Annotated in this window: 12 protein-coding genes; 5 read left to right on the plus strand and 7 right to left on the minus strand. The window is 67.4% G+C overall.

Annotated elements, in window-relative coordinates:
* Positions 1–3: 3 nt before the first annotated feature.
* The 4 genes from EYR15_RS03795 to EYR15_RS03810 all read right to left on the minus strand — a co-directional run bounded on the left by EYR15_RS03795 (position 4) and on the right by EYR15_RS03810 (position 4,578).
* Positions 4–930 (minus strand): ABC transporter permease, encoded by a 927-nt coding sequence (locus EYR15_RS03795; protein ID WP_131001624.1) that lies wholly within the window; start codon positions 928–930, stop codon positions 4–6.
* Positions 927–2,045, minus strand: coding sequence for an ABC transporter permease (locus tag EYR15_RS03800; RefSeq protein WP_131001512.1), 1,119 nt, complete (start codon positions 2,043–2,045; stop codon positions 927–929). Before EYR15_RS03800 ends, EYR15_RS03795 begins: the two co-directional genes overlap by 4 nt.
* A 27-nt stretch (positions 2,046–2,072) precedes the next feature.
* Positions 2,073–3,197: a BMP family ABC transporter substrate-binding protein gene (locus EYR15_RS03805; protein WP_131001513.1), complete on the minus strand. Its 1,125-nt coding sequence runs from the start codon at positions 3,195–3,197 to the stop codon at positions 2,073–2,075.
* 364 nt (positions 3,198–3,561) lie between these two features.
* Positions 3,562–4,578, minus strand: coding sequence for a formamidase (locus EYR15_RS03810; protein WP_131001514.1), 1,017 nt, complete (start codon positions 4,576–4,578; stop codon positions 3,562–3,564).
* A 105-nt stretch (positions 4,579–4,683) separates the two neighbouring features.
* Here EYR15_RS03810 and EYR15_RS03815 point away from each other — a divergent pair, with 105 nt between their 5' ends.
* Positions 4,684–5,418, plus strand: coding sequence for a GntR family transcriptional regulator (locus EYR15_RS03815; protein WP_342635535.1), 735 nt, complete (start codon positions 4,684–4,686; stop codon positions 5,416–5,418).
* Positions 5,419–5,421: 3 nt separating this feature from the next.
* Here EYR15_RS03815 and EYR15_RS03820 read toward each other — a convergent pair whose 3' ends face one another.
* The 3 genes from EYR15_RS03820 to EYR15_RS03830 all read right to left on the minus strand — a co-directional run bounded on the left by EYR15_RS03820 (position 5,422) and on the right by EYR15_RS03830 (position 8,559).
* Positions 5,422–6,582: a M20 aminoacylase family protein gene (locus tag EYR15_RS03820; protein ID WP_131001515.1), complete on the minus strand. Its 1,161-nt coding sequence runs from the start codon at positions 6,580–6,582 to the stop codon at positions 5,422–5,424.
* Positions 6,583–6,673: 91 nt separating this feature from the next.
* A complete protein-coding gene (locus EYR15_RS03825; protein WP_131001516.1) occupies positions 6,674–7,957 on the minus strand; it encodes a Gfo/Idh/MocA family protein in 1,284 nt (427 codons plus the stop codon).
* Between the two features lie 53 nt (positions 7,958–8,010).
* Complete coding sequence (locus EYR15_RS03830; protein WP_131001517.1) at positions 8,011–8,559, minus strand: cupin domain-containing protein; 549 nt, start codon at positions 8,557–8,559, stop codon at positions 8,011–8,013.
* A gap of 147 nt (positions 8,560–8,706) precedes the next feature.
* Between EYR15_RS03830 and aptA the strand changes: the two genes are divergently transcribed.
* From aptA to EYR15_RS03850, 4 genes are all read left to right on the plus strand, one after another.
* Positions 8,707–10,041, plus strand: coding sequence for an omega-aminotransferase AptA (gene aptA, locus EYR15_RS03835; protein ID WP_131001518.1), 1,335 nt, complete (start codon positions 8,707–8,709; stop codon positions 10,039–10,041).
* A 98-nt stretch (positions 10,042–10,139) separates the two neighbouring features.
* The gene (locus EYR15_RS03840) at positions 10,140–11,474 is read left to right on the plus strand and encodes an NAD(P)-dependent oxidoreductase (RefSeq protein WP_245498124.1); all 1,335 of its coding nucleotides are present in this window, start codon (positions 10,140–10,142) and stop codon (positions 11,472–11,474) included.
* Positions 11,475–11,488: 14 nt separating this feature from the next.
* Positions 11,489–12,799, plus strand: coding sequence for an NAD-dependent dihydropyrimidine dehydrogenase subunit PreA (preA, locus tag EYR15_RS03845; protein WP_131001520.1), 1,311 nt, complete (start codon positions 11,489–11,491; stop codon positions 12,797–12,799).
* A gap of 10 nt (positions 12,800–12,809) precedes the next feature.
* Positions 12,810–13,607 (plus strand): ABC transporter ATP-binding protein, encoded by a 798-nt coding sequence (locus tag EYR15_RS03850; RefSeq protein WP_131001521.1) that lies wholly within the window; start codon positions 12,810–12,812, stop codon positions 13,605–13,607.
* Positions 13,608–13,627: the final 20 nt, after the last annotated feature.

Raw genomic sequence — 13,627 nt, forward strand, 5'->3', positions numbered from 1 at the left:
TCTCTAGCGGGTGATCGACAGCTCGCCGGGCGCGCCGGCGAGCGCACGGCCGGGCGACGAGGCTGCGATCATGACGATGAGGGTCAGCACGTAAGGCGCGGCGTAGAACAAATAGTAGCCTTGCGTGACGCCGACCGACTGGAGCGCGGGCCCAAGCGCGCCGGCCCCGCCGAACAGCAGCGCCGCGGCGAAGCAGCCCAGTGGGTTCCAGCGCGCGAAGATCACGAGCGCAACCGCCATCAAGCCCTGGCCGGAGGAGAGACGCTCGTTCCAGCTGCCGGGATAATACAGCGAGAGATAGGCTCCGCCGATCGCCGCCAGCGCCCCGCCCGCGGCGGTCGCGAACAGCCGCACCGTGTTGGGCGACAGTCCCATGGCGCGGGCGGCGTCGGCGCTGTCGCCGACCACGCGCACGATCAGCCCGATCTTGGTGTTCTTGAACGCCCACCACAGCGCGAGCGCGAGCGCCGCGCCGACGAGGAACAGGACGTTGACGTTGAGCGCGGCGCGCACCTGCGGCAGCGACGACCAGTCGCCGAGCGGGATCGCCGGCAGGTTCGGGGCGGAGGGCTGGATGTACGGCTTGCCGAAGAAGAAGGCGAGGCCCATGCCGAACAGCATCAGCGCGATGCCGACGGCGATGTCGTTGACCTTGGGGAACGAGCAGATCCAGCCATGCAGCAGGCCGAAGCCGGCCCCCGCGACCATCGCGGCGAGCACCCCGATCCACGGCGAGCCGGTCTCGACCGCGATCGCGTAGGCCGCCATCGCGCCGAACACCAGCGTGCCTTCGAGGCCGAGATTGATGCGGCCGGAGCGCTCGGTGATCGTCTCGCCGAGGCTGACGAAGATGAACGGGGTGGAGACCCGGATCGCGCCGCCGAGAATCGCGAGCGGCACGCCCCAGAGGCCGATGTCGCCTTCCATCAGGGCGCCCTCTTCCAACGGTCGGGATCGAAGCACTTGAAGCGGCCGTAGAGCGTCTCGCTCATCAGCACGACGATGAACAGCATGCCCTGCAGCACGAGGATGGTCGCGTCGGGCAGGCCCATGCGGCGCTGGATCAGGCCGCCGGCCGCCGCGATCCCGCCGAGCAGGAAGGCGACGGGGACCACGCCGAGCGGGTTCTGCCGGGCGAGGAAGGCGACCAGAATGCCGGCATAGCCATAGCCCGCAGCGAGCGAAGCGTTGGCCGAGCCCTGCACGGCCGCCACCTCGAACATGCCCGCGAGGCCCGCGAGCGCGCCGGAAAGGGCGCAGAAGCCGACGATCAGCGGACCGACGGCGAGGCCCTGGATCTGCGCGGCGCGAACATTGCCGCCGGCGACGCGGGCGGCGAAGCCCCAGCGGGTCTTCTCGATCAGCAGCCAGCACGCCACACAGGCGAGCAGCGCGACAACGAGGCCCCAATGCACGTCCATGCCGGGGATCGGTCCAACACGCGCAGCCTCGGTCAGCGGATGCGTCGAGGGCTTATTGAGCGATGCCGGATCGCGCAGCGGACCTTCGACCAGATGGTTCATGAGCGCGATGGCGATATAGGCCATCAGCAGGCTCGAAATGGTCTCGTTGACCGCTCGGTAGTGCCGTAGCGCGCCGACTGCGCCGATCCAGAGCCCGCCGGCGACCATGCCGGCCGCGGCCATCGCCGCGAGGACGATTACGGACGGCGCATTACCGAGCCAATGTCCGAAGGCTGCGGCCGCGACGCCGCCGAGCACGATCGCGCCCTCCCCGCCGATCACCGTCAGGCCGAGCCGCGCCGGAAGGGCGACGCAGAGCGCGGCGAAGATCAGCGGCGTCGCGCGCAGCAGAGCGTTCTGGATCGAGAACCAGCTGCCGAAGCCGCCACGCCACATCAGTTCTAGGAACGTCGATGGCGACTTGCCGAGCAACAGCAGGAAGACGCTGAACAGCGCCATGCCGGCGAGCAATGCGCCGAGCGGGATGACGACCCCTTCCGCCCGCCGGGCGAGCCACGCGAGCGCCAGCGGCGCTCGCGGCGGGGAGAGCACGGCGGATGCCGGCGCTGCGATGTCTGTCATGGCCGGCGCCCTCCGGAACCGGGACTCTCAGGAGGTCGAGCCGCGCACGCCGTCGACGAGGTAGTTCATGCTTTCAAGCTCGATCGCCGTCTCCGGGAACGCCTTTCCGGCCGCCGCGACCTCGTTCCCCTTGTTGTCCTTGAGCGGACCCTTGAAGACGGAGAAGCCGCCCTTCTTGATCTCGTCCAGCGTCGCCTCGAACTGCTTGCGGCCGGCGTCCGGCACGCCCGGTCCGAGCGGGCTCATCTTCACGAAGCCGTCGGCGATGCCGCCGCGGGTGAAGTTCGGCAGCGGCTCGCCGGCGAGCAGATGCTTGGCGTACATCGTGTAGACGGTCGCCCAGTTCCATTCGGCGCCGGTCAGGTATTTCTCCGGGGCGAGCGGCGCCTGGCTGGCGTGATAGCCGCACACGAAGGCGCCGCGGCCGGCGGCGGTCTGCGTGACGACCTTCGGGCCGTCGACATGGCAGGTGATGACGTCCGCGCCCTGGTCGATCAGCGCGTTGGTGGCTTCGGCCTCCTTCACCGCGAGCGACCATTCGCCGGTGAAGATCACCTGGCAGGTGATCGACGGATCGACCGAGCGGGCGCCGAGCAGGAAGGCGTTGACGTTGAGCAGCACCTGCGGGATCGGCTTCGCCGCGACGAAGCCGATCTTCTTCGACTTGGTGGCGTGGCCGGCTGCGACGCCGTTCAGATACTGCCCGAAGTTGATATAGCCGAAATAGGACCCGGCGTTCATCGGGTGCTTGGCCTTGTCCCAGAGCCCGCCGCAATGGCGGAACTGGACGTCCGGGAACTTCTTGGCCACCGCGATCACGTGCGGATCGAAATAGCCGAAGGACGTCGGGAAGATCAGCGAGGCGCCGTCGAGGTTGACCATGGATTCCATGGTCTTCTGGACGTCGACCGATTCCGGGACGTTCTCCTCCTCGACAAGCTGAATGCCTTCGATCCCCCTCAGCGCGTTGGCGCCTTCGGCGTGGGCCTGATTGTAGCCGAAGTCGTCCTTAGGGCCGACATAAATGAAGCCGACGGTCGCGCCCGCGGCCCGCGCCGGCCTCGCGGTGAACGGCGCGCCTATGACGCCCAGAGCCGCGCCTGCGACCGAGGACTGCAGCAGCCTGCGGCGGGAGATGGACGCATCGGTCATGGGCGTGGCCTTCCGGTTCGGGCAGGTCGGCTGGCGGCCGACATGAAGCTGCGGGGCGAGCAAGTCCGTTCAGGGACGCAAGGTTGGCGCCGCGTTGACGGCTAACTCGATCTCCCTGACGCCAAAAGGATTGCATGCAATTGCGTCGATTTGCATGCGCAAATGCCGTGCATGCATGCTCAATATTTGGAGGCGGCGACGGCCTTCGAGCGGCCGCAGCCAATCGCCGCCAGAGCCTCAGGACTCAGCGGTCGCGCGGGACGGTCCCCAGCACGGCGTATGACGATTTTATCGATAAGTGAGACGGGCGCCGCGCTCGGAGGCGCCCGCCTCAGAAGGCGGCGCCTACGAGCGCTGCCGGCGCTTATTCGGCGGCTTTGTCGAAGCGCTCGCCGTAGGTCCGTGTCGGTGCCGGGAAGCCGCACGACGTGCCGTCGGTGACCTTCACCGCATCCTCCCACGGCAGCCGGTACTTTCCGGCCACCATGTCGTGCATGAAGGTGTACGGGCAGTCCTGCGCCCCGCCTTTCACCGCCGTGTAGGCGCGGTGGCCGAGCTGATAGATGTTGTTCTCGACGCCCCAGCCGATCCGCGCCTCGCGCACGAGATCGGGCCGGACCTCGGCCGTGATGATCTCGTCCGGCCGCCCCGTCAGCCCATGCGCGATGACCGAACCGTCGAAGTTCACGATCATGCCCTCGCCCATCGAATCGAACGAGCCGTCGGTTCCGCACATGCAGACGTTCGCGGTGATCATCAGGTTCTGGAAAGCGTTCGCCTGATTGGTGAAGCGCCAGCTCTCGCGGATCGGCGCGGTATACCCGGCCGTCCGCAGCATGATCTCGGCGCCCTTATAGGCGCATTCCCGCGCCATCTCGGGGAACATGCCGTCGTGGCAGATGATGAGCGCGATCTTGGCGCCCTTCGGCCCCTCGATGACCGGCACGCCGAAGTCGCCGGGCTCCCAGGGCTCGACCGGCACCCAAGGGTGCATCTTGCGGTAGTTCAGCCGGATCTCGCCCTGATCGTCGATGATCAGCCCGGTGTTGTAGGGCATGCCGCCGGGGTTCAGCTCCATGATGGAGAAGCAGCCCCAGATGCGGTTGTCGACGCAGGCCTTTTTGAACGCCGCGACCTCCGGCCCGTCGATCCGGCACATGATCTCGGGGTTGATGTCCATCGACAGTCCGTGAAGGGCGTATTCCGGGAACACGACGAGGTCCATCGTCCCGAGATTGCGCCGGGCCTTGGCGACCATCGCGACGATCTTGTCGGTCTGCGCCTTCAGGTCGGTTGGCGTTACGACGCTTGGGAGTTGGAGTTGCACGAGGCCGATGACGACGCCGTTTTCCGACTTGTTCAGTCCGCCCAATCCGTTCATCGCGTATCTCCTCAGAAGGCTTGGCGCGGGCGATCAACCCTGCGCGTGTTGAAGACGCCCTACGCAAAAACCGCGCCGCGATCAGCCAATAGCGTGCCGAAAGCTTTGACGCTCCTGCATGCAAATTCTAGGTTTTGCATTCTTGAAGCCGAATCCGAGAGCAGTCCAATCGACTCCGCCGACAGCCGCACCCGGACCGACCGCCTGATCCGGGAGCTTTCGGACGCGGTGCTCAACGGCGAATTCGCGCCGGGCGACAAGCTCGACGAGCATTCGCTGGCGGAGCGCTACGGCGTGTCGCGCACGCCCGTTCGCGAAGCGCTGCGACAGCTCGCGACTTCGGGTCTGGTCGACATGCGCCCCCGGCGCGGGGCCGTCGTCGCCACGCTGACGCCGGTTCGTCTGGCGGAATTGTTCGGCGCGATGGCCGAACTCGAGGCGACCTGCTCCAGGCTCTGCGCGCTCTCGATGACGCCGGTCGAACGGCGGCGGCTGGAGGAGTTGCACGCCTCCAGCGAGCCGCTCGTCGACGCCAATGACGCCGAGGGCTTTTCGGCGGTCAATCTCAGCTTCCATTCCGCGCTCTACGCCGGCGCCCATAACGGCCCGCTCGCGGAGATCACCTCGGGCCTGCGCTCGCGGCTGCTGCCTTATCGGCGGGCGCAGTTCCGCACGCCAGGCCGCCTACCGCGCTCCTTCGCCGAGCACGGCGTGGTGGTGGCCGCGATCGTCAGCGCTGACGCAGCGGCGGCCCACGCAGCGATGCTGCGCCATGTCAGTCTCGTCGAGGATTCATTCGAGCGCCTGATCGCGGCGACGCGGAGCAGTCCGGCCGCCTGACTCTCACGCCGCGAGCCTGCGCTCCACGATGCGCGCCAGCAGGCTCGCGCCGATCGGCAGGATCGCATCGTCGAGCACGAAGCCCGGATTGTGCAGCGGCAGGTCGCCGGAATGGCCAACATAGGCATAAGCGCCTGGCGCCTTGCGCAGCATGTCAGCGAAGTCCTCCGAACCCATCATCGGCCTCGGCTCGGTCAGCACGCCCTCCTCGTCCACGATCTCACGGGCGGCGTCCGCCAAGGCCGCGGCCTCCGCCTCGTGGTTCACGAGCACCTCGAAGGTCGGACGGTTCCTCAGGTCGACCGTCACCGCATAAGCAGCCGCGATCCCCTCGCAGACCGCCTTCATGCGCGTGCGCATCAGATCCATCACCTCCGGCTTGAAGGCGCGCATCGTGCCGGTCAGCGTCGCCTCCTCGGGGATGACGTTGTAGGCGGAGCCGGAATGGATCTGCGTGACCGACAGCACGCCGGCGTCGAGCGGCGAGACGTTGCGCGCGACGATCGACTGGAGAGCCTGCACGAGCGCAGACGCAGCGACGATCGGGTCGCGCGAGGCATGCGGCATAGCCGCGTGCGCCCCCGAGCCAGTGATGAAAATATCGAAGAAGTCAGCGGCCGCCATCGCCGGACCCGCAAACGCGAGGATCTGCCCCGGCTCTAAATAAGGCGCGTTGTGCAACCCATAGATCTCGTCGACCGGGAACTTCTCGAACAGCCCGTCCGCAATCATCGCGCGCGCTCCGCCAAGACCTTCCTCCGCCGGCTGGAACACGAACACCGCCGTGCCTTCAAAGTCGCGCTTCTCCGCGAGGTAGCGCGCGGCGCCGAGCAACATGGTGGTGTGCCCGTCATGGCCGCAGCCGTGAAACACGCCGGGATTCTGCGATCGGAACGGCAGGTTCGTGGTCTCGACGATCGGCAGCGCATCCATGTCGGCGCGCAGGCCGATGCGCCGGCCGGGACCCCGCGCCCCTTCGAGCACGCCGACCACACCGGTCTTGCCCAGCCCTCGATGCACCTCGACGCCCCATGTGGCGAGCTTTTCGGCGACGATGCTGGAGGTGCGGACCTCCTCAAAGCCGATCTCGGGATGGGCGTGGAGATCGTGGCGGATCGCCCTGAGATCATCCTCGAAGGCGAGAATCTCCGGAAGCGCGGGCATCGGCGTTCCTTTCTGACTCGGTCGCTTCTCAGTGTGGAGCAGGGAGCGACGCTCCGGAACCACCCATGACGGCGCAGCGCCGAAAGCCCGCTCAGCCGTCGCTCTTGAGGGCAGGACCTCGTGTCGAGTCGAGGCCTGAGACGGCCGAAAGCGTTACAGGCGCGCCGCTGCGAGTGCTCTCGTAAAGCGCCTCCATGATTACATGATCCTGCACGCCCTCCTCGCCCGGCGTGCGAGGCCTGCGGCCTTCGCGAAGGCATTCCGCCATATGGTCGAGCTCCAGCGCGAACTGGTTCTTCTGACCGAGCCTCTTGGTCTCGATGCTTTCCGCAGTCCCGTCCCGGCGTGAGAGCTTCAGCTCCTGTCCCTCATAGGCAAAGGCGCGTTCGAGATCGATCGTGCCCTTTTCGAGATGCACCCTCAGGTCCTTGTTCTCGTGCGCGCCATAGGACGAAGAGCAGTTCGCGATGACGCCCGAGGGGAAGACGAGCGTGAAGGCGATGGTCTCCTCGACTTCTCGATAGCGCGGATCGTCCTTCGGGTTGCGGATGCGCGCGAAAACCTCCGTGGGCTCTTCGCCGGTGAGAAAACGCGCGGCGTTCAGGCAGTAGAGCCCGATGTCGGGCAACGCCCCGCCTCCGGCAAGCTCCTTGCGGAAGCGCCACTGATCGCCGGTTCCCATCACTTGCGTGTTGGTCGCCTCGACGATCTTCACTGCCCCCATCGCGCCGTCGCGGACCAGCTTCTGCACAGCGCGGTTGTTCGGCTCGTACTGGCAGCGATAGGCGATCATCAACTGCACCTTGGCGTCGGCGCAGGCCTTCGTCATCGCGCGCGCGTCAACGGAGCTGGTCGCCATCGGCTTCTCGCAGAGCACATGCTTGCCGGCTTTTGCCGCGCGCTCGACGAACTCCCGGTGCATGGCGTTGGGGAGGACGATGTAGACCGCCTCGATCTCGGGATTGTCCGCGATCCGGTCGAACGAAGCATAATCGTAGAGCGCCTCAGGCTTGATCCCGTACTGCTCGCCGACGACACGGGCCTTGTCCGGGCTGCCCGAAACAAGCGCGACTGGCCGCGCCTTCTTCGCCTCGCCGAACGCAGGGAGAATCTCCTCCAGCGCGAGCCGACCAAGCCCGACGATCGCAAAGCCGACGCGCTTCGCCGGGGCTTCGGGCGCGGGCGGCGGCGCGGAAGGCTTGTCCGCGTCTCCGCGCCAGTTCGGAAATTCGACCTTGCCGCTCTTGACCGCACCGGCGTCGACCGGGCTCGGCGGGGTATAGGCGGCGGCCGATCCTGCGATTGTCGCGCCCACCAGTCCAACTCCTCCGGCTGCGATCACTCCGCGCCTAGAAACGCCCGTTTCGTCGGTCAACTTGCTCTCCTTCTCGTCGAAGGCAGAACGTCTGGCGTTGGCGAGGGTTCGGCTCAGAAGGTCGGCGGCGTGCAAGCGCTGACAACCTCGCAGGGGTGCGGCCCGACGCAGCGGAAGCGGTGCGGGCGGCGGCTGTCGAAATAATAGGCGTCGCCGGGGCCGAGCACCCGACGCTCGTCGTCGACAGTGACTTCGAGACGGCCCGAGAGAACCACCCCGCCCTCCTCGCCTTCGTGGCTGAGCGGAACGCGGCCGGTGTCGCCGCCGGGCTCGTAGCGCTCTTTCAGAATTTGCAGGCTGCGGCCGAACAGGCTGTCGCCGACCTGTCGGTAGGAGATCGGCCCCTTGCCGATCTCGACGAGCTCGGAAGCCTCGTAAAACGCCTTCTGCGGCCGTTCCGGCTCCAGCGCGAAGAATTCGGAGAGGCCGATCGGCACGCCGTCGAGCACACGCTTCAGCGCGCCCACTGAGGGGTTCACGCCATTGGATTCGATAAGGGAAATCGTCGAATTCGGCACGCCGGACCGCTTGGCGAGCTCACGCTGGGAGAGGCCATGCGCCGTCCGGACGTAACGAAGCCGGGCCCCGAGATCGCCACTCATGCCACTATCCTGTTCGTGATGTTCAGCATTCACTAAATCAGACGGCAGGCGACAAGTGTTTACAACGAGTTGCGACGCGGAAGAAAACGGCTTGTTCAACGCTCCACTCAGGCGCCTTGTGATCGCGCCAGCCCGAGGAGCTCCGAGATGAACGACGCGCCCGCCAACGCCCCCCGTCTCGACGCCTATTGGATGCCGTTCACGGCGAACCGTCAGTTCAAGAAGGCGCCGCGCCTGATGAGCTCGGCGGAGGGCATGCACTACACCTCCTTCGACGGCCGCAAGATCCTCGACGGGTCGGCGGGCCTGTGGTGCGTCAACGCCGGCCATGGCCGCCGGGAGATCGCGAGCGCGGTGGAGCGTCAGCTTTCCACCCTCGACTTCGCGCCCTCCTTCCAGATGGGACACCCGATTGTCTTCGACTTCGCCGAGCGGCTGGCGGCCATGGCGCCGGGCGGCCCGAACGCCGGCCTCGACCGCATCTTCTTCACCGGCTCCGGTTCTGAATCGGTCGACACCGCGCTCAAGATCGCGCTCGCCTACCAGCGAGCGATCGGACAAGGCACGCGCACCCGGCTGATCGGCCGCGAGCGCGGCTATCACGGCGTCGGCTTCGGCGGCGTCTCGGTCGGCGGCATGGTCAACAACCGCCGCATGTTCCCGCAGCTTCCCGGCGTCGACCATCTGCGCCACACCCACGATCTCGAGAAGAACGCCTTCGTGAAGGGCGTGCCCGAGCACGGCGCGGAGCTTGCCGACGACCTCGAGCGCCTGGTCGCGCTGCACGGCGCGGAGACGATCGCGGCCGTGATCGTCGAGCCGGTCGCGGGCTCGACCGGCGTGCTGATCTCGCCGAAGGGTTATCTTGAGCGTCTCCGCGCGATCTGCGACCGGCACGGCATCCTGCTGATCTTCGACGAGGTCATCTCAGGCTTCGGGCGCTTGGGGACGCCGTTCGCGACCGACTATTACGGCGTGATCCCGGACATCGTGACGACCGCCAAGGGCCTCACCAACGGCGCGCTGCCGATGGGCGCGGTGTTCTGCTCGCGCAAGCTGCATGACGGGCTGGTGCAGGGGCCCGAAGGCGCGATCGAGCTGTTCCATGGCTACACCTATTCGGGCCATCCCGCCGCCTGCGCCGCCGGTCTCGCCACCATGGACATCTACGATCGCGAAGGGCTGCTTACGCGTGGCGCGGAGCTCGCCGGCCACTGGGCGGACGCGATCCACTCCCTGCGCGACAAGGGTCCGGTCATCGACATCCGCACCATCGGCCTGATGGCGGGCGTCGAACTTTCGCCCCGCGAGGGAGCCGTCGGGGCACGCGCCTATGACGTCTTCGTCGACTGCTTCGAGCACGGCCTGCTCTGCCGCTACACCGGCGACACGATCGCGCTTTCGCCGCCGCTGATCGTCGAGCCCGGCCAGATCGACGAGATTGTCGAAATCCTCGGCGTGGCGATCGCGCGGGCGCACTGAACGGAACGGCTAGCCCGATCTGAGAGGATTCTAGACCGGCTCCAGAAAGCTTGTTACGCCTTACGCTTGCTGCGATGCAGCGACAGCGGGGAGGCTTGATGGAGCGGGAACCTCGGACGGACGTCGCGCCCGGTCGGCTGAGCCCGGAGGCCTACGCCGCCGGCTTCTCAGACCTGCATCCAGGCTTCGAGCCGAACGCGGCGCGGGTCGAGGCCGAGCGCTGCCTGTTCTGCTACGACGCGCCCTGCGCCACCGCCTGTCCGACATCGATCGACATCCCGCTCTTCATCCGCGAGATCGCTAAGGGCCAGCCCAAGGCCGCAGCCAAGACCATCCTCGACGCCAACATCATGGGCGCGATGTGCGCCCGCGTCTGTCCGACCGAGACGTTGTGCGAAGAGGTCTGCGTCCGCCATTTTTCCGACGGCGCGCCGGTCAAGATCGGCCAGCTCCAGCGCTACGCCACGGATGCGCTGTTCGACGCCGGCGCCCAGCCGTTTACGCGGGCCGAGGCTACGGGAAGGCGCATCGCCGTGGTTGGCGCGGGTCCCGCGGGCCTCGCCTGCGCCCATGCGCTTGCCCGCGCCGGCCATGAAGTGACGATCTTCGAGGCGCGCGAGAAGCCGGGCGGCCTCAACGAATATGGCATCGCCGCCTACAAGGCCGCCGGCGGCATCGCGCAGCGCGAGGTCGACTTCATCCTCTCGCTCGGCGGCATCGTGCTGAAGACGGGCGTCGCGCTCGGCCGCGACTTCTATCTCGAGACGCTGCGGGCGGAATACGACGCGGTGTTCCTCGGCCTCGGCCTCGGCGCCGTGAACGCGCTCGGGCTTGATCGCGAGGAGGGCGCCGAGGACGCCATCGACTACATCGCGGCGCTCCGGCAGGCCGAAGACCTCTCCGCTCTTCCCGTGGGCCGCCGCGTCGTCGTGGTCGGCGGCGGCATGACCGCGGTCGACGTCGCCGTGCAGGCTAAGCGCCTCGGCGCGGACGAAGTGACCATCGTCTACCGCCGAGGCGAGAAGGAGATGGGCGCGAGCGGCTACGAGCAGGAGCTTGCGCTCACCGAAGGCGTCGCGATCCGCCATTACGCCCGGCCTGTCGCGGTGGAGAGCGGGCGGGCGATTTTCGAGCGCACGCAGATCGTGGACGGGCGGCTCGCAGGCTCCGGCGAGACCTTCGACATCCCTTGCGATCAGCTGTTCAAGGCGATCGGCCAGGCGCTCGATCCTTCAGGCGTCGAGACCATCGATCTCTTGGGCGGCCGCATCAAGGTCGACGACGAGCGCCGCACCTCCATCCCGAACGTCTGGGCCGGCGGCGATTGCGTGCATGACGGCGAAGACCTGACCGTTGTCGCGGTCGAGGACGGCAAGCGCGCCGCAGCGTCCATCATCGCCGCGCTGGTCGGGCCGGGTCGGTTCGGAACGTAAAAGGGAGGAACGAGATGGCCGACCTGCGCACGACCTTCGCTGGCATCCGCTCGCCGAACCCTTTCTGGCTCGCCTCCGCTCCGCCGACCGACAAGGCCTACAACGTCGTCCGGGCCTTCAAGGAGGGCTGGGGCGGCGTGGTCTGGAAGACGCTGGGCGAAGATCCGCCGGTGATGAACGTCTCCGGGCCGCGCTATGGCGCGCTGCACTCGGCCGACCGCCGCGTCATCGGCTTCAACAATATCGAACTCATCACCGACCGCCCGCTGCAGCTCAACCTCGACGAGATCAAGCAGGTCAAGCGCGACTGGCCCGACCGCGCGATCGTCGTTTCGCTCATGGTGCCCTGCGAGGAGCAGAGCTGGATCGCGATCCTCAAGCGCGTGGAGGAAACCGGCGCAGATGGCGTCGAGCTCAACCTCGGCTGCCCGCATGGCATGTCGGAGCGCGGCATGGGCTCGGCGGTCGGCCAGGTGCCGGACTACGTCGAGATGGTCACGCGCTGGTGCAAGCAGCACACCCGCATGCCGGTGATCGTGAAGCTCACCCCCAACGTCGCCGACATCCGGCCGCCGGCGATGGCCGCGGCCCGCGCGGGCGCCGACGCCATCTCGCTGATCAACACCATCAACTCGATCATCGGCGTCGATCTCGACATGATGGCGCCGCTGCCGCACACCCGCGGCGTCGGCACCCATGGCGGCTATTGCGGGCCGGCGGTGAAGCCGATCTCGCTCAACATGGTCGCCGAGATCGCGCGGACGCCCGAGACTGCGCACGTGCCCCTTTCCGGCATCGGCGGGATCGAGGGCTGGCGCGACGCCGCGGAATACATCGCGCTCGGCTGCGGCAACGTGCAGGTCTGCACCGCGGCGATGATCTACGGCTTCAAGGTCGTGAAGGAGATGATCTCGGGCCTGTCCGAATGGATGGACGCGAAGGGCTACGCGACGATCGACGATTTTTCCGGCCGCGCTATCCCCAAGGTCACGGACTGGCGGCATCTCGACCTCGGCTATGCGGTTAAGGCGCGGATCGACCAGTCGCTCTGCATCAAATGCGGCCGCTGCCACGTCGCCTGCGAGGACGTCTCGCACCAGGCGATCACCCGCGAAGTGAACGGCGTGCGCCATTACGAGGTGATCGACGAAGAGTGCGTCGGCTGCAATCTCTGCGCCTCGCTGTGCCCGGTCGAGAACTGCATCGAGATGGTTCCGCTGGCGGTTGGCGACGTCGACGTCCGCACGGGCCGCACCATCATCGAGGAGCCGCTGCCGTGGGATCGCCATCCCGCCAACCCGATGGCTCGGGTCGCGGCGGAGTGAGGCTTACTGCATGACGCCGAACGAGCGGGCCGGTCCCGCGATCGCGATCCGGTCCTTGAGCGTCTCCTTCACGACGCCGGAAGGGCCGATCCACGCGTTGCAGGACGTCGATCTCGACGTGACGCCGGGCGACTTCGTCTCGCTGATCGGCCCGTCCGGCTGCGGAAAGACCACGCTGATGCGGCTCGTCGCCGATCTCGAACGGCCGACCGCCGGCACGATCTCGATCGGCGGCCTCGCGCCTGAACAGGCGCGCGAGCGGCGGGCCTATGGCTACGTCTTCCAGCAGCCCGCGCTCTATCCGTGGCGGACGATCGAGCGGAACGTCACGCTTCCGCTCGAGGTCATGGGCGCCCCGAAGGCGGAGCGCCGCGAGCGCGCGCGCAAAAGCCTTGAGCAGGTCGGGCTATCGGGCTTCGAGCGGCGGTTTCCGTGGCAGCTCTCCGGCGGCATGCAGCAGCGCGCCTCGATCGCCCGCGCGCTCGCCTTTGACGCCGGCCTGCTGCTGATGGACGAGCCATTCGGCGCGCTCGACGAGATCGTACGCGACCGGCTGAACGTCGAGCTCCACGAGCTCTGGGAGCGGACGGGCAAGACCGCTCTGTTCGTTACGCATTCGATCCAGGAGGCGGTGTTCCTGTCGACGAAGATCGTCGTGATGTCGCCGCGGCCGGGCAAGATCGTCGAGGTGATCGACGCCTCCTCGCTGCCGCGCAAACGGGCGCTGGAGCTGCGCGAGACGCCGGAGTTTCTGGAGGTCGCCCGAAGAGTGCGGGACGGGCTGCGGGCGGGCCACGCCTATGATTGAGGGGCGGCTTAGCGCTGACG

The organism is Hansschlegelia quercus (assembly GCF_004310425.1).
GTDB classification, from domain to species: domain Bacteria; phylum Pseudomonadota; class Alphaproteobacteria; order Rhizobiales; family Methylopilaceae; genus Methylopila; species Methylopila quercus.